17 protein-coding genes are annotated in these 16,623 nt (G+C 35.5%); 10 read left to right on the top strand and 7 right to left on the bottom strand.

The window, feature by feature from the left end; genetic code table 11:
• Positions 1-147 precede the first annotated feature (147 nt).
• The 4 genes from serC to ACXY7N_RS17550 all read left to right on the top strand — a co-directional run bounded on the left by serC (position 148) and on the right by ACXY7N_RS17550 (position 4,142).
• Positions 148-1,230, top strand: coding sequence for a 3-phosphoserine/phosphohydroxythreonine transaminase (gene serC, locus ACXY7N_RS17565; protein ID WP_353811148.1), 1,083 nt, complete (start codon positions 148-150; stop codon positions 1,228-1,230).
• A 12-nt stretch (positions 1,231-1,242) separates the two neighbouring features.
• Positions 1,243-2,415: a 3-phosphoglycerate dehydrogenase family protein gene (locus ACXY7N_RS17560; protein ID WP_353811149.1), complete on the top strand. Its 1,173-nt coding sequence runs from the start codon at positions 1,243-1,245 to the stop codon at positions 2,413-2,415.
• A gap of 15 nt (positions 2,416-2,430) precedes the next feature.
• Positions 2,431-3,678, top strand: coding sequence for a DUF1015 domain-containing protein (locus tag ACXY7N_RS17555; RefSeq protein ID WP_098486728.1), 1,248 nt, complete (start codon positions 2,431-2,433; stop codon positions 3,676-3,678).
• Between the two features lie 86 nt (positions 3,679-3,764).
• Entirely contained in the window at positions 3,765-4,142 is a 378-nt protein-coding gene (locus tag ACXY7N_RS17550; RefSeq protein WP_016087186.1) for a hotdog family protein, read from the top strand.
• A gap of 200 nt (positions 4,143-4,342) precedes the next feature.
• Here ACXY7N_RS17550 and ACXY7N_RS17545 read toward each other — a convergent pair whose 3' ends face one another.
• The 5 genes from ACXY7N_RS17545 to ACXY7N_RS17525 all read right to left on the bottom strand — a co-directional run bounded on the left by ACXY7N_RS17545 (position 4,343) and on the right by ACXY7N_RS17525 (position 8,742).
• Entirely contained in the window at positions 4,343-4,738 is a 396-nt protein-coding gene (locus ACXY7N_RS17545; RefSeq protein WP_088084503.1) for a DUF3224 domain-containing protein, read from the bottom strand.
• 196 nt (positions 4,739-4,934) lie between these two features.
• Positions 4,935-5,966 (bottom strand): S66 family peptidase, encoded by a 1,032-nt coding sequence (locus ACXY7N_RS17540; protein ID WP_016087187.1) that lies wholly within the window; start codon positions 5,964-5,966, stop codon positions 4,935-4,937.
• 657 nt (positions 5,967-6,623) lie between these two features.
• Positions 6,624-6,842, bottom strand: coding sequence for a hypothetical protein (locus tag ACXY7N_RS17535; RefSeq protein ID WP_016134911.1), 219 nt, complete (start codon positions 6,840-6,842; stop codon positions 6,624-6,626).
• The gene (locus tag ACXY7N_RS17530) at positions 6,839-7,942 is read right to left on the bottom strand and encodes a tetratricopeptide repeat protein (protein ID WP_088084502.1); all 1,104 of its coding nucleotides are present in this window, start codon (positions 7,940-7,942) and stop codon (positions 6,839-6,841) included. Before ACXY7N_RS17530 ends, ACXY7N_RS17535 begins: the two co-directional genes overlap by 4 nt.
• Positions 7,943-8,238: 296 nt before the next feature.
• Entirely contained in the window at positions 8,239-8,742 is a 504-nt protein-coding gene (locus ACXY7N_RS17525) for a hypothetical protein (RefSeq protein ID WP_353811150.1), read from the bottom strand.
• Between the two features lie 467 nt (positions 8,743-9,209).
• Between ACXY7N_RS17525 and ACXY7N_RS17520 the strand changes: the two genes are divergently transcribed.
• The 6 genes from ACXY7N_RS17520 to ACXY7N_RS17495 all read left to right on the top strand — a co-directional run bounded on the left by ACXY7N_RS17520 (position 9,210) and on the right by ACXY7N_RS17495 (position 14,357).
• The gene (locus ACXY7N_RS17520) at positions 9,210-9,851 is read left to right on the top strand and encodes a F0F1 ATP synthase subunit alpha (RefSeq protein ID WP_016134908.1); all 642 of its coding nucleotides are present in this window, start codon (positions 9,210-9,212) and stop codon (positions 9,849-9,851) included.
• 178 nt (positions 9,852-10,029) lie between these two features.
• Entirely contained in the window at positions 10,030-10,299 is a 270-nt protein-coding gene (locus ACXY7N_RS17515; RefSeq protein WP_000438995.1) for a 2TM domain-containing protein, read from the top strand.
• A gap of 339 nt (positions 10,300-10,638) precedes the next feature.
• A complete protein-coding gene (locus ACXY7N_RS17510) occupies positions 10,639-11,478 on the top strand; it encodes a YitT family protein (RefSeq protein WP_000747488.1) in 840 nt (279 codons plus the stop codon).
• Between the two features lie 152 nt (positions 11,479-11,630).
• On the top strand, positions 11,631-12,308 hold the full coding sequence (locus tag ACXY7N_RS17505; RefSeq protein ID WP_000781965.1) for a response regulator transcription factor: 678 nt from the start codon (positions 11,631-11,633) through the stop codon (positions 12,306-12,308).
• Position 12,309: 1 nt separating this feature from the next.
• On the top strand, positions 12,310-13,686 hold the full coding sequence (locus tag ACXY7N_RS17500; protein ID WP_000839488.1) for a sensor histidine kinase: 1,377 nt from the start codon (positions 12,310-12,312) through the stop codon (positions 13,684-13,686).
• 200 nt (positions 13,687-13,886) lie between these two features.
• Positions 13,887-14,357 carry a DinB family protein gene (locus ACXY7N_RS17495; protein ID WP_016134906.1) on the top strand — a complete coding sequence of 157 codons (471 nt, stop codon included), beginning with the start codon at positions 13,887-13,889 and terminating at the stop codon, positions 14,355-14,357.
• Between the two features lie 117 nt (positions 14,358-14,474).
• Here the strand turns inward: ACXY7N_RS17495 and ACXY7N_RS17490 are convergent, their stop codons facing one another.
• Positions 14,475-15,734, bottom strand: a complete 1,260-nt coding sequence (locus tag ACXY7N_RS17490) for an MFS transporter (protein ID WP_353811153.1) — start codon at positions 15,732-15,734, stop codon at positions 14,475-14,477.
• A 165-nt stretch (positions 15,735-15,899) separates the two neighbouring features.
• Positions 15,900-16,520, bottom strand: coding sequence for an ArsR/SmtB family transcription factor (locus tag ACXY7N_RS17485; protein WP_016087194.1), 621 nt, complete (start codon positions 16,518-16,520; stop codon positions 15,900-15,902).
• Positions 16,521-16,623: the final 103 nt, after the last annotated feature.

The following is a 16,623-nucleotide window of genomic DNA, read 5'->3' as shown; positions in this document are numbered from 1 at the left end:
TGAAAAAAGTATTTGCACATGCAAGCGATTCCATTGCTTCTTGCGCCGTAATAATAGAAAACAAATTGACCGTATATTATATTTCGGGTTATAATTCAGAAAGTTTAAAAAATAATAAGAATGAGAAAGAGGGAGGTTATTAGGGTGATGGAGAGAGTATATAATTTTTCAGCTGGACCATCTATACTCCCTTTGCCAGTTTTAGAGAAAGTGCAAAAGGAGCTTGTAAATTATAACGGGACAGGCATGTCTATTATGGAAATGAGTCATCGATCTTCTTATTTTCAAAGTATTATTGATGAAGCGAGTAGCCTAATTCGTGAATTAATGAACATTCCTAATGAGTATGAGGTATTGTTTTTACAAGGCGGTGCGTCATTACAATTCTCTATGATACCGTTAAATGTAATGAATACGTATAAAAAAGCAGGATACGTATTGACTGGCTCATGGTCTAAGAAGGCGATGCAAGAAGCTGAAAAAGTAGGGGAAGTACAAGTGATTGCTTCTTCTGAAAATGAGAAGTTTACGACAATTCCTAAACTGAATGGTTTACGAAGCGATGAAAACCTAGATTATGTACATATTACAACGAACAATACAATTGAGGGGACGAAATATGTGGACATTCCACATGTAGATAAAGTACCGCTCGTTGCGGATATGTCCTCAAATATTTTATCAGAACAATATGATGTTTCGAAGTTTGGTCTTATATATGCGGGAGCGCAAAAGAATTTAGGGCCAGCGGGCTTAACGATTGCGATTATAAAAAGAGATTTAATTGGAGGAGCAGATCGCTCTTGTCCTACAATGTTAAACTATGAAACTTACAGCAAAAATAACTCCTTATATAATACACCGCCATCCTTTAGTATTTACGTAACGAAACTTGTACTTGAGTGGCTAAAAGAGCAGGGCGGGGTATCTGCGATTGAAGAACAGAATAGAATGAAATCTTCACTTCTTTATAATTTCTTAGATGAATCAAAATTGTTTACTTCACCAGTTGATCCTACGTATCGATCACTTATGAATATTCCGTTTACAACACCGTCAGAAGAGCTAAACAATGAGTTTTTACAAAAAGCGAAAGAACGCGGTCTTGTTACGCTAAAAGGACATCGCTCAGTCGGTGGTATGCGCGCTAGTATTTACAATGCGATGCCAGCACACGGCGTACAGCAATTAGTAAATTATATGAAAGAATTTGAGCTTGAGAATAGATAGGGAGATGGGGATATGTTTCGTGTTCAAACGTTAAATCAAATTGCAGAAAAAGGTTTGCAAGTGCTTAGCGGAGAGCGCTATGAAATAGGGGAGAGAATGGACCACCCAGACGGTATTTTACTTCGCAGCTATTCTTTACATCAAGAAGAGTTTTCAAAAGATTTAAAGGCGATTGCCAGAGCTGGTGCTGGTGTAAATAATATTCCTGTAGATCGCTGTACAGAAAAAGGGATTGTAGTATTTAACACACCAGGGGCTAATGCCAATGCAGTAAAGGAACTTATTATTGCCAGCCTTATTATGTCTTCACGTAACATTATTAATGGAGTAAGCTGGACGAAAAATTTAGAAGGTGAAGAAGTACCTCAGCTTGTTGAAACAGGGAAAAAACAATTTGTTGGATCTGAAATTGCGGGGAAACGTCTAGGGGTTATCGGTCTTGGCGCAATTGGTGCTTTAGTTGCGAACGATGCGTTAGCTTTAGGAATGGACGTTGTCGGATACGATCCTTACATTTCAGTTGAAACAGCTTGGCGTCTTTCTACACATGTGCAAAGAGCATTTAGTTTAGATGAAATTTTCGCAACGTGTGATTATATTACACTGCATATTCCGCTTACGAATCAAACGAAGGGGATTATTGGTGAACACGCTATCGAGACGATGAAAAAGGGAATGCGTCTATTCAATTTCTCTAGAGGAGAACTTGTAGATGAAAAGGTTCTTCAAAAAGCGTTAGAAGAAGATATTATTACACATTACGTAACGGACTTCCCGAATGAAAATGTGATAAAGATGAAAAATGTAACAGCGACGCCACACCTTGGTGCATCTACGTCTGAATCGGAAGAAAATTGTGCAGTCATGGCAGCGCGTCAATTACGTGAATATTTAGAGACAGGAAATATTCGTAATTCAGTCAACTATCCAAACGTCGAACTGCCGTATATCGGAAAAAAACGAATTACGATTATGCATCAAAACGTTCCGAACATGGTAGGACAAATTACAGGATGTTTAGCAGAACATCATATTAATATTGCGGATATGATTAATCGTAGTAAACATTCTTGGGCGTACACGATGATTGATATTGATAACGGAATTGATGATATAATAAAAGAGAACATTGTGGAAAATATAAGCAAAATTACAGGTGTTGTAGCCGTTCGAATGATTGTGTAAAGGAGAGAGGGAAACTTGGCAAAAATCCGACCGTTTCGGGCCATTCGTCCAGTAGAAGAAAAAGCAGCACAAGTTGCAGCTTTACCGTATGACGTATTAAATAGTGAAGAAGCAAAAGAGGTTGTAAAAGGGAATCCATTTTCTTTCTTACACGTTGATAAAGCAGAAATTGATTTAGACCCGGCACTTTCACCGTATGATGATCGTGTATATGAAAAAGCGGGTGAAAATTTAAATCAATTTATACGAGAAGAAGTGTTCATTCAAGATGAAGAGCCAGCGCTATACATTTATGAATTGACGATGCAAGGAAGAACGCAGTCAGGTCTTGTCGTTTGTACATCTATTGATGAGTATGAAGATGATACAATTAAAAAACATGAAAGAACGCGTCATGAAAAAGAACTAGATCGCATTCGTCACGTAGATGTGTGTGACGCAAATACAGGTCCAATCTTTTTAACGTATCGTACAAAAGAAGAAGTGAAACGTTTCATTGCCAGCTGGAAAGAAGAACATGCGCCAATCTATACATTTACAGCAGAAGACGGCGTTAGGCATGTTGCTTGGAAAATAGCTGATGAAGAAGTAATTGCAAGTTTAGTAAACTTATTTGAAGATATTCCTAACTTGTATATTGCAGACGGACATCACCGCTCTGCCTCAGCGGCAAAAGTAGGGCTAATGCGAAGAGAACAATATCCAAATTACACAGGAGAAGAGGAGTTTAATTTCTTCTTATCGGTTTTATTCCCTCACGATGAATTATCCATTTGGGACTATAACCGAGTTGTAAAAGACTTAAACGGCTTATCAGAAGATCAGTTTTTAAAGCAAATCACGCAATACTTTTATGTAGAAGAAGCATCTGTTTCTCCGTATAAACCAAATGAGCCAAAATCATTTGGAATGTATGTAAACGAGAAATGGTATAAGCTTACTGTGAAAGAAGAAACGTTTGATGCGAATGATCTCGTGAAAGGTTTAGATGTATCTATTCTGCAGGATCATTTATTAAGCCAAGTACTTGAAATACACGATCCGCGATCTGATTCACGCATCGATTTTGTCGGAGGAATCCGCGGATTAGAAGAATTAGAACGCCTTGTGAATAGCGGTGCATATAAAGCAGCGTTCTCGTTATATCCGACATCAATGGAAGCTTTATTAGCAATCGCAGACGCCGGAGAAGTTATGCCACCAAAATCAACGTGGTTTGAACCGAAACTTCGCAGCGGGTTGTTTGTACATTCTTTAAAGTAAATATAGACTTCTTTAGATTGAAAAACCGAAATGATTTTTAGTTTCGGTTTTTCTTATTTTAAAAGTGTTTTTGAGGAGGGGGAGGGATGAAATTGCAAGTAGGCGAAAAAATCACCTTTGAACGAACTTTTACGAAAGAGGATGTTGTTTTATTTACAGAAGTATCTAAAGATGAAGGTGTTCATCATGTTACTCCAGATGAGCAGGGGAGATTTGTTGTACAAGGGCTGTTAACATCAACGCTGCCTACAAAAATTGGCGGTGATTATAACGTACTAGCTCGCAAGATGGATTTTGAATTTATACGTCCTGTTTTTAGCGGTGATACAATTCGTTGTGACGTAACCATTGAACAATTTGAGCCCGATGAAAAAAATCGAACAAAAATTATTGCGATGTTTACTTGTATAAATCAAATTGAAAAAGAAGTAATGAAGGGGAGTTTTTCTGGGATTATTCTTTAGTTAGTAGGAAAAGTAATGAATAGGTGGGGGCTTCATGCCTCTCAGACTTAGAGTTTTAATTCCTCTCAGAACGAAAATTTTATGTAATATACTCTGTTCTTTTCTTAACTATTAGGAAATAGTTGAATAAGCTCGTCAACAAAAAGGACATTCCTAGTATTACAAGAAATGTCCTTTCCGCTAAAATGTAAGGTATTTTGTTAAAATTCAAACTCTAAAATTAGTTTACTAGTTTGAACTGTAAACTGATAATGATAGGATCCTCTCAGATTTTCTAAGTTACCAGTAGCTTTAATAATTGTTCCTGGGGAATCTAGATTTCCTTTATCAAATATTCCTTGCTCTATAGCTGTAAATGTCCCTTGTTGCCCCTTATAAATTCCTTCAAAGTGTAAAAATCCAGAAATTTTAGCAGTAGCCAAGTGACCATCATTTATATTTGAGTCTAAATAATATAACAAGTATTCAACAAAAGCTTTTCCTTTTAATTCACCATCAATATCATATTCAACATGGGCAATATTGATAGGGAAATCTTTTCTAGTATCATCGATTAGTTTTTCATCCCATTTACTTACTGTAAATGTTACTTCCATACACGTAATCTCCCTCCAATTATATACTTTTAAAAAGTATCAATTCACAGTCATATCTCATAGGAGTAATTTTATTTATTGGGGTCCTTTCATGTCGCTATCAAGCTAACCAAAATAAAATACTCTCTAACATGAAAAAACACGCTATTTTTTCTGTAGGATCAGGAAAATGGCTATACTTATTTAAAGTTTCCCTTTATTCCACGCCACTCTCTAAAATAGAGAAAGACCCATTTTCACAATCAATTTCTGCCATCGCACCGTAAGGTAAAATAAACTTCGGCTCGGTATGGCCAAAATTTAAATTATAAAGAATCGGCAGATCTTCTAAGTTATGTTCTTTCATAACTTGCAGTATTTCATGTTTATATTCTTCATAATACATTTCGTCTTTTGGTTTACCAAAGATGATACCCTTTGCTTTTTGTAGAATGCCTTGCGCTGCGTAATTTCGTAACCAATACTTTATATAACTTGGTTCTGGATGATCTTCAGAAGTTTCAAAGAAGAGAATACTATTCTCCCAATGTTTTTTCTCAGGCCAAAGTTCCGTTCCTTTTGCAAATTCCAATACTTCTATACAACCACCAATTAAGCGCCCTTGTACAGTAGTAGAGCCTTGAAGTAGCTCATATCCACTGTTTTGCTGCATTGTACGTCTTGTATCCTTATTTATCTCTATCCATTCTAAACGCTCACTCGTCCATTCATGAGCTGATTGAATCTCGCCAATCGTTTCATTTGAAAAGAGAGTTCGATTTACCATTTCAATTGTATATGGATCCATTTCTACATTTTCGGCAAAGTCGGTCAAAATTGCCGGACCATAAAAAGAGGAAAGACCTGCTTTATGACAAAATAAATGTGAAACGGTAACGTCAGAGTATCCCATAAAAATTTTCGGGTTTTCACGTATTACATTAAAATCTATATAAGGAAGTAAGCGAATGCTATCTTCACCGCCAATATTCGCAATAATTGCTTTCACGCGCGTATCTTTAAATGCTGTCATTAAATCTTCCGCACGAGCTTGTGGATTGTTATAAATGAATTCGCTACCTTTTAAACTATTCGGCATTGGGACAACTGTAAGACCGAAAACTTCTTCTAATCTTTTTACTCCTTGTTCATATCGCCAGCTTATTTCAGAATCACCTGCGCCTCCCCATGAAGGACTTACTGTTGCTACGATATCTCCTGCTTGTAACCTCTTTGGTTTTATTAACATGTTAACACCGCTCCTACATAATGTAATGGACTACAATTATACAAACTGTATCATTGAAAAAACATGATGCATGACATTAGTTTCTTCATCATCAATCCGTTTACCTGCTGATATGCAAGAATTTAGCAGTAGTGTTGAATATAGGAATAATCGATTTATATTAAAAAGTACAGTATGCATCATTGCATGAGAAAGATGGTTGCTATTTTTCACTAATTGTAACTATTTTGGTTGCAGGTTGGTCGTAACCAATCAAAAAATATAATCATCATGAATGGAGAGGTTACAGCTTTTCCTGAATAAGAAAGCTATCGCCTTTAGGCACTTGGGATGAAAGTGAGATTGGATACGGAGTGTCACTAAAAATCGCAACGTTCGTAGTACTTTAAGTGTCTGAGGCATAGGTAGTTTCTTCGGTTTTTTTGTTGGGATTTTTAGGGGAGTATTCTTTAATTATTAGATAGAGAGGTAAAATAAAAATACACCTAATTACTAGGTGTATTTTTTAGACTTGAAAACCACATATGTATTGGAAATTTCTCTCGGGTAGAGTGTATCACAATAGAAATCATGTATATACATAATATTCGTTACATCGAATGGTTTCCTTGTAAGTATATGAAAATGGTAATCTAAATAGATTTTAATTTTGTTAACTTACCAACCTGTACCATGTTCAGAATTAGCAGGAGCCCCACCAGTGTCACCGATGTTTAATGCAGGAGCGCCGCCAGTATGGCCCTCAGAAAAAGAAGGAGCTGGTGGAGACGGGAAGTGAGTATGTCCAGCTTGATTTGTGAAACCTGCGTTTAAGCCAAATGCAGCAATACCCGTAAATGCAATACCTAAAGCGATTTTACCAATTGTTTTTTTCATTTCTTTAACCCTCTTTCATTTGATTTTTTTGCTATTGTACTATTAAAGAAGTATAAACTTGCTTTTTCATGTTGTTGTTTGTTATAAAACGCAAGAGCTAGTTTTTCAAGATACTCAGAAACATAGATATATAAAGATTCTTTATTGAAGTATTCAATTCCTTCTAAAACAATCGGTTCAATTTTGTCTAATTCAGTTTGATTCGTAAAAGCTTCTAATATAGCAAAGTGATGTTTGTGCTCTTCATTACCAAGTTCAGAAATAAGTTGTTTCCCTATTTTAATGTAGTGGTTTGCTTTGTCGATAAGTCCTAATTTTTCATGTTCTTGTGCAAGTAAGAATATAGCTTTGTAGTGAGATGGGATTTTTTCAACAACTTGTGTCAAGTGACGAATCGCTTCTTCAGAAAGATTCTGGCTAGCATATAGATGACCTAGATTACCGCGCACATACAGTTGTAATGATTCTTCATTTAATTTTTGGAGAATATCTAACGCTTTGTTATAGCTTTCCTCAGCTTGTTCAAAATGTCCTACGTCTACATAAGAAGCACCAAGTACACTTAAACAGGATGAAATATTTCTTTCACATCCGTGTTGCGTTTCAAAAAATTCTAATGCTTTAGAAGCATTTACAATCGCAAAACTTGGTTGTTGTTGGTGACAATGATAAGCAGCGTATCGGTAATAGAAATCAGCTTGTTCAATTTGGCTGTGTCCGGATAAAAGTGCTTGTGCTTTTAAGAAATATTCTTCTGCTTCTTGATAATGATTAATTGCTGCAAAATGAATCGCTTTATAATAATGATATAGGTAAGATAAATGTTTATCTTCTGGTTTTTCCTGGTCTTCTATGATTTGAAAACTATCTTTCGTGATTGATAGTCCATCTGTCAGAGCTGTATGTCGGAACTGGAGTAATGCGTAATATAAGTGATAAAGTGGAAATGTTTCTGTTTCTTTCAAAAGCATTTCTTCATGTTCTTTTTTAGCTTCTTGAAACTGAATTTGTGCTTCCTTAACGTTTTGCGTTAAGATTGCATGGTACCAAGCTTCTAAATGTTTTGTTGTATACGTATGTCCCTTTAATGAAATGTTCATATTAGCCCCCTTGTATATTTTTCTATATAATTGTAACTATAATGGTAACATAATAAAAAGTAATTATATGGAATATTTTCTTGATAAATAATATTCTGAATTTTTAAACTTGTCAATCTATATGTTTTTATAGTATTGTCCATGTTTTTTGGGGGAAAGGGATCATAATTAACTATAGAATCTTAATAAAATGATGTCACATGCACAGTACTAAAATAAAAGTTGAGAAAGTATGCATGAGGTCTGAATAGGATGAAAAGATAACCCCCCTAGTTATATAGCTAGGGGGGTGTGTGTTAAATAGTTTCACCGTGAGCTTCTAGTTTTGGAGCAGGGAAATGTTCGTGCCCCTCAAGTTTCGGAGCAGGAGTATCGCCAATATTGAAAGCAGGAGCCCAAGTATCCCCTTTATTATATGATGAAATAGGAGGTCTTCCATGATCATAAGCAGGAGCCCATGAATCTCCATGTGAATCTAATTTAGGAGTAGGAAGATCCCCATGTCCCTCTAATTTCGGGGCAGGAAGATCAGCATGGCTCTCTAGTTTAGGAGCAGGGAAATCCCCATGTCCCTCTAATTTCGGGGCAGGGAAATCAGCATGGCTCTCAAGTTTCGGAGCAGGGAAATCCCCATGTCCCTCTAATTTCGGGGCAGGAAGATCAGCATGGCTCTCTAGTTTAGGAGCAGGAACATCGCCATGCTCCGCTTTTACAACGCCGCCATCCCCAATATTTATACCAAAAAGACCAAAGCTGAATACCGATAAACCTACAACAGCTGTACTAATTTTTCTTTTCAATCTATATCTCTCCTTTTGCTATGGTTTTCCATTTTGTCTAAACGTGGTAGATAAAATGAAATAAATCGTAAAAAATTACCGATTATATTACGATATACGAATGATTCTGTGTAATATTTTGTAAAACCTCCTTGAAATTTGAAATTTATGAAAATAAAATTCGACATGGTTCATTTTTCAATTCGTTGAATAGATTTTGATTGAGTTTTTATAAAGCTATTCGCTAACTTTAGGACCGAAAGCGGCTCTTAATTTCTTTATACCGTGCCCATAAGGTTATTTTAGCTTTGAATTAAATTAACTATTATAATTCGAGAATTTAGTCCTCTTGCTGCATATTTAAAAGTTACAGTATGCAACATTGCATAAGAAAGATGGTTGCTATTTCCTACAACTTGTAACTATAATAGTTACAGGTTGGTCGATACCAATCAAAAATAAAATCATCATGAATGGAGAGGTTACATATGGGTATGAAAAAAATAATTTTAGCAGGTGCTTTAGGGATCGCAGCATTATCAGGAACGAATTTACCAGGGTTAGAACTAACAAAAGCGAGTGCTGCTTCTATTGAATCGAATTTCTCAACATTAGAAGGACGAGTGGTAGAAGTAGATAACGGTGTAATTGTTGTAAAATCTAAGCAATACGAAGAACCTGTTAGTGTATATATGGATTCATTTTCAAATGTGAAAGTAGGGGATGAAGTAAAAGCTACTGGATCTATGATGCGTAATTTTACAGAATATATGGTTGCAACTGCAGTTGAAAATACAACAAACAAGTTGGGCATGCATATGAAAGAAGACGGTTCTCCTGATTATGTAATTGGTGAAGTATCAAAAATAGGAACGATGGAAGATGAGGGAGACGGTGCTACTACATATGTCGTAGTTGAATATCCATCGCTAAACGGGAAGAAAGTTATTATTGATGTTTTCTTAACAAAGGGGCAAGTGTTTAAAACGGGTGAGAAAGTGAAAGTTGATATGAAGTATGTGGGCTGGGGCGGCAGTTCTATTAACTGGAACACAACGGATCATATCGAAAAGGTTTATGAGGTAAAGAGCAGTGTTGAAAATAATGATGATGTTTGGATTTGGTCTTAATTAGACTTCTGTAAATAACAAATGTATCATGCAGTATCCATCAAATGATCATGTGTATGATTATTTGATGGGTACTTTTTTGTTTTGTATTTTATTGAGAATAAGGGATTTCCGATTTGAATATGATGTTTAAATCGGAGCGAATTAAAAAATACAATAATGAAAGAGGTGTTTATATATGGAGCGAGATGAGAATTATTTACGAGCTAAAAAAAGGGTGGAGAATTTAAAAGCGTTTTATATTCATTTAACGGTGTATATACTAGTTAACTTAATGCTTTTTTTCATAAATATAAGTTCTGATTCAAGTAAATTATGGTTTTTATATCCACTTGGAGGTTGGGGGATCGGTATCGTTATACATGGTTTGACAACTTTTCCAGTTGGGATATTCGGAAAAGAGTGGGAAGAACGAAAGATTAAAGAATATATGGAGAAAGATAAGTAAATTTATTTCTGGAATGTATGAATATAAATCTCTGGGATCAAATGTTTGATGCGAAGTCTATTCTATAGCTTCGCCTATTTGCTTTGTATTCGAAGTTTGTGCGAGTGAGTGTTCATATTCATTTTTTTAGCATCAACTGCATGTGAAATCAAAACTTTACTTGTAGTACATAATAAATACAGTTGTTTTACTTTTTAAATTACATGTGGATATAGGATAAAGTTGTTTTATCATCCTATATTAAAATAAAAATAAACCACTGTTCGATTTGAATATTCCACGATATAATAGTGAGAGTTTATGACAGAATAAATATTTACATAAGAAGTGAGGTACTGTATGAAAAAAAGAACGACAGACATTATTTTTATTATTATCGGTGCATTTCTTTTTGCGTTAGGTGTCAATTTGTTTGTTATTCCGAACGAGTTTGGTGAGGGCGGGGTAACAGGTATCACGATTATTACGTACTATTTATTTGAGTGGTCACCAGGCTTAGTTAACTTAATTTTAAATGCGATATTGTTAATAGCTGGTTATAAATTTTTGAATAAGATCACAACAATTTATACGATCATCGCTGTAGTTACGAACTCGCTATTTCTTCATTTAACAGAAGGATGGACGATTGCTTCTGATGAAATGCTCGTAAATGCCATTTTCGGTGGAATATTTATCGGATGCGGGATTGGTCTTATTATTCGCGTTGGCGGAACAACAGCAGGTACTACTATCTTAGCAAGGATGACGCATAAATATTTAGGATGGAGCATTAGCTATGGTTTACTGTTCTTCGATTTAATTGTTGCGTTTTCATCTTATTTCATCATTGGTGCAGAAAAACTGATGATAACAATTATTATGCTATATGTAGCAACGAAAGTGATGGAGTTTGTAATTGAAGGTTTAAATCCGAAGAAAGCCATTACGATTATTTCTGATAACCCGAATGAAATTGCCGGGAAGGTAACTACCTTAATGGGCAGAGGGGTTACTGTGTACTCAGGTCATGGTTATTACACGAAAACTCCGAAGGAAATTCTTTATGTTGTTATTAATAAGCAAGAAGTAGTCAAGCTAAAACGGATTGTTCAAACTACAGATCCAGCTGCGTTCATCGCTATACACGATGTTCGTGACGTATTTGGAGAAGGATTCGTTGATATTTCTAAAGCGTAGAAATTACTTTTCATTAAAATAATCTTAATACTAAAACGTGAGAATCTATTTTGAATAATCTTTTTTCAAAATAGATTCTTTTTCTTTTTCTTGCAAAAAATTCAATTGTTTCTTAATGTAGTGATGTAGAAGGATGAACGAGAGAGGGTTTAATGAAGATGATACATATTTTATTAGCTGATGATGATAAGCATATTAGAGAGTTACTACATTACCATTTACAAAAAGAGGGGTTTAAAGTTTTTGAAGCGGAAGATGGGAAGGTAGCGCAAGAAGTATTAGAGAAGGAAAACATTCATCTTGCGATAGTAGACATTATGATGCCGTTCGTTGATGGCTATACGTTATGTGAAGAAATTCGTAAGTATCATGATATCCCTGTTATTTTATTAACAGCAAAGGATCAGTTAGTCGATAAAGAAAAAGGATTCATTTCTGGTACGGACGATTATATTGTAAAGCCATTTGAACCAGCTGAAGTCATTTTCCGTATGAAAGCATTATTGCGTCGTTATCAAATGCTGAGTGCTGACATTATTACACTTCACGGAACGACAATTGATCGTAAAGGTGTTGAAGTGAAGTGTAACGGTCAAACGATTTTACTTCCGTTAAAGGAATTTGAGTTATTATCACAACTTGCTAGTTATCCTGGAAGAACATTTTCAAGAGAAGAATTAATTGAATTAGTATGGGGAATGGATTTTGAAGGAGATGAACGAACAGTTGATGTTCATGTGAAGAGACTACGAGATCGTTTCTCAAAACGAACAGACGATTTTCACATTACAACGGTGCGCGGACTCGGTTATAAGTTGGAGTTGAAATAAAATGAAATCACTATACTCTAGATTTGTATTTATGACGGTTGGGATTATGCTTCTTAGTAGTATTATCGGTTTTTTATTAACAAATGTGTACTATCAAGTGAAGTTAAAACCGTATAACAGTGAAAAGATTTTAAAGTACGCTGAGGAAGTTAAATCGTTATATGAAAAGCAAAGTGAAGAAAATAAAGAGACGTATTTACATTCTATTGCGAAATTAGGATATGAAATTTATATTGTCGATGATCAAAAGAATGGAAAGCGTATCGGAAATGCGTTTCGTAAGACGTCTATTAGCGACGATACAGTTCATAAAGTATTACAAGGGGAAACGTTTAATGGTGTTTCCACATATCCAACGCGCTTATTTATTACAGGATTTTTCGATAATGAATTAATAAATAGTGTCGGTGTACCAGTGCAACACGGTGATAAACAGTACGCTTTATTTATTCGTCCCGACATTCAGAACCAATTTGGCGAGATGCGAATTTTCTTAGCGGTATTACTTGGATTTATCGTACTATTAAGTATTATCTTTATAGCGATTGCAGCAGGTTACATCGTTCGTCCCATTCGTAAATTTACGAAGGCTACGCAAAAAATTGCGAGTGGTAAATATGAAATTGAATTAGATGTAAAACGAAAAGATGAAATTGGTACGTTATCTACAAGCTTCCAGAAGATGACGAAGAGTATAAAAGAATTAGATGAAATGAGACAAGAATTTGTTTCGAACGTCTCGCATGAATTTCAATCGCCACTTTCTTCTATACAAGGTTTTTCGAAAACATTGCAATCAGAAAAGATGAGTGAAGAAGAAAGAAATCATTACTTACGAATTATTGAGGGCGAAAGTAAGCGAATGTCTAGTTTATGTAAACAGTTACTTACGCTCGCTTCTTTAGATAAAGAAGAGAAAGTATTACAAATAAAAGAATTCAATTTGCAGAAGCAAATTAAAGACGTCATTTTTATGCTCGAATGGAAATGGCGTGAAAAAGATATTGCTGTTGAATTTGATGTGCCGGACATTACAATACAAGGTGATGAAAACTTACTTCATCAAGTATGGAGCAATATTTTTACGAATAGCATTAAGTTTTCAAATGATGCTGGAACGATTGAATTTGTTGTAGAAGAATTAGAATCAAGTGTGATGATCTCTATATCAGATAACGGAATCGGTATGGAGCAAGAAGAAATGGATCGTATTTTTGAACGTTTTTACAAAGTAGATACAGCAAGAGCAAGAAACGTAGAAGGTAGTGGTTTAGGATTATCGATTGTGCAGAAGATTGTGGAACTGCATAATGGAAATGTTTCAGTGTATAGTACGAAAGGGGAAGGGACGACCGTTCAGGTTGAGCTTCCGAAATAGATGGAAGAGGCTGCTTCGGAAGGGCCTCTTCTTTTTGGTTTCTAGTATACGTGTAAAGTGAAAAAATGTGAGTCATTTTCATTACATAATCGGACGAGTTTGTGGAGTGAGCTCAGGAGGAAGTTTATTTAAACATGTAGAATCTCTACAGAGTTATAAGGATTTTATTGAGACTTTAACTATTTAGGGAGGAAATTACTTTGAAACGAATTGACTTGTTATTAAACGTACTAGATTCAACATTCGATAAAGAGAGTTGGTATGCACCGTTTAAACATGCTATAGAAGGACTTACAGCCGAACAGGCTATGTGGAAACCATCTGGTGAGGAAACGAATACCATTTGGGAGAACGTTAATCATCTCATTTATTACAAAGAGAGGCTTGCTGCAAACTTAGAAGGTCGTGAATGGAAACATAATCTTGACGGTAATGACACCTTTTATCTTACTAAGCAATCCAATGATGATGAGGAATGGAAGAAAGTTGTTGAACGTTCTGAAAATGCTCAGCGTAATTTAAGACATGTATTGAGTGCAATTTCTGAAAAAGAGGTTGAACAAAATTCACTTGAGGGGAAATTACTAGATATCATGCTTCATGATGCTTATCATACAGGCCAAATTATTCAATTAAGGAAAATGCAGGGGTCTTGGCCATCAAATCGATAATTGAACGTTTTAGTTGGTGCTATTGTTATATTTTTAGTGAAGTATTTTTCATTCAAAATTAAATAACTATATGTTTAACCCCGTTCCAAATTTAGAACGGGGTTATGTTTGTTTCTGTTATAAAGCCGCACCTTTCCCGCACTCTTCTTTAAACCGAACCCCAAAAGTATCCGCTGTAATTTCATCAGCTTTCGGTAATGCCCGTAATTTTGGATGAAGTAGCCATACGAGAGAAATAAATAAAATCCCGATGCTAGCGAGCGCGAAAATGAGTTGGCTACTAAATACATTTGCCGTGTATCCGCCAATTAAAGAACCGAACGGCATAGCAATTGTGCCCATACTTCGCATGACTGAGTTGATACGTCCAATATATTGATTTGGAATTACAATTTGACTAATTGTCGCAAATAATATGTTGGTCGCACCAATTGGTATCCAAGCTAAGCCGAATAAGAGAATAGACAGCCATTGGAACGGTACAATGGTAGAGAGAAACCAAAAGATAGCGCCAGTCGCAAAGCTAATAATGGAGACACGGCCAACATTACGTTTGCCAACCCATGAACTGAATAAAGCACCGATGAGACTACCTGCTGATATAGCAGCTAAGAAGAAGCCATATGATTTCACGCCTCCTAAAGAGTCAGCGAAAGAAGGGAGTATGGCCATCGTCATACCGATAGAAAAATTAGCAACAACTGAACCGATTAAGAAGACACCCATTAAGGAACGAAAGACGATTGAAAAACCTTCTTTTAAATCGGAGAAATATTGCTTAGTTGAAAGCGATGTGCCCGCTTCGGTTTGCTTTGGCATTTTTAATGAAAAGAACAGAAGGGCAGTAATCGCGAATGTTAAGGAGTCGATCACATATAAAGTGATTGCGCCAAGTAGTGCTACTAATATGCCAGAAAGAGTCGTACAAATTAAATCAATGCCTTGATACGCAAATGAAAAGAGTGAATTACCTTTTAATAATTGTGTTTTATGCAGTAGAAGTGGTAAAGCTTTTGATTGTGCGGGATAGGCGAATTGTTCGATAAAGGCTACGATGGGCATAATGATGAGTAGTAGTTGAACTGTTAATAGATCGAAGTAGTGTGTAATAGGAATGATTAAAATAAGAATGCATTGCAGGACTTGTGTGATGACGAGAGTGTTTTTGATTGACCATCTATCAACGAATGGTCCAGTAAGAAATTGAAGTGCAGAAGGTAATAATGTAAGGAAACCAGCTAATCCAGAATAGAAAGGATTACCACTCAGTTTATATACGAGCCACATCGCCGCTACATAGTACAAACTATCTCCTATGTTTGTAAAAATTCTCCCTAAAAACAATAAGAGGAAATTCCGGTTTTTTAATATGTCCACTTTATCTACTCCTTTATAATAAATTTATTCGGTAAAATAAAATTGACCGTTGTTGTAAAAAAAAATCGTATTACGATTTTTTTTAAATGAAACTATATCGACGCAAAATGAAATATATCGACGTTTCGACAGGGGATATCGACTTATCGACAAACACCGACAAGTTTATTCCTCTTCTTTTTTCACAAAGCGCTGCATTGCTCGCTCATCGATTTGTAGTGCAGTAGTAGAAATGTAATAAGATTTACTATTTGGATCTTTATCTGCGTCTTTTGCAATCTCATTTAATTCAGCCATTAATTCATGAAACTTTTTCACCCATACTTGAAATTGTTCTGGCGTTGCATCAAACTCCCAGCAAGACGAAACGTAATTCCACTCAGCTGGATCTTCGCTTACTTTTCGTAATGTAAAAGCTTCTTCTGGTGCAGCGAGAATATGGCTTTTCGTTCTTTCTGTCATTTGTAAAAAGATTTGGCGACCTGATTCACTTAATATTTCTAAATGAGGTAATAGTTCAGCAGCAGGGGTAAAACCTCTAGCGACAGATTGATAAAACTTTTGAACGATGCCATTCTTTTCTTCTGTATAAACAATTTCTATAAAACCATTCTTCTCTAATTCTTTTAAATGATAATGAATTTTAGCCCTTGAAATGCCGAATTTTTCAGATAGTAGTTGTCCTGTATAAGGTCGTTCGCATAGACGCATCATCATTTCGACACGTAGTGGATCGCTTATTGCTTTTAGTTGGCTATAAGTAGTTAGTGTTAACATGGGCTTCAAAATGATCAACTCCTCAAATAAAATTACTCGGTCAATATTATTTGACTGAATTGTATCAAGGATTCAAATTATTTTCAATACTTTCTGAAAATTTAATCTTATC

It is taken from the genome of Bacillus sp. 5w2 (assembly GCF_054353775.1).
This window is presented reverse-complemented; position numbering and strand designations above follow the sequence as displayed.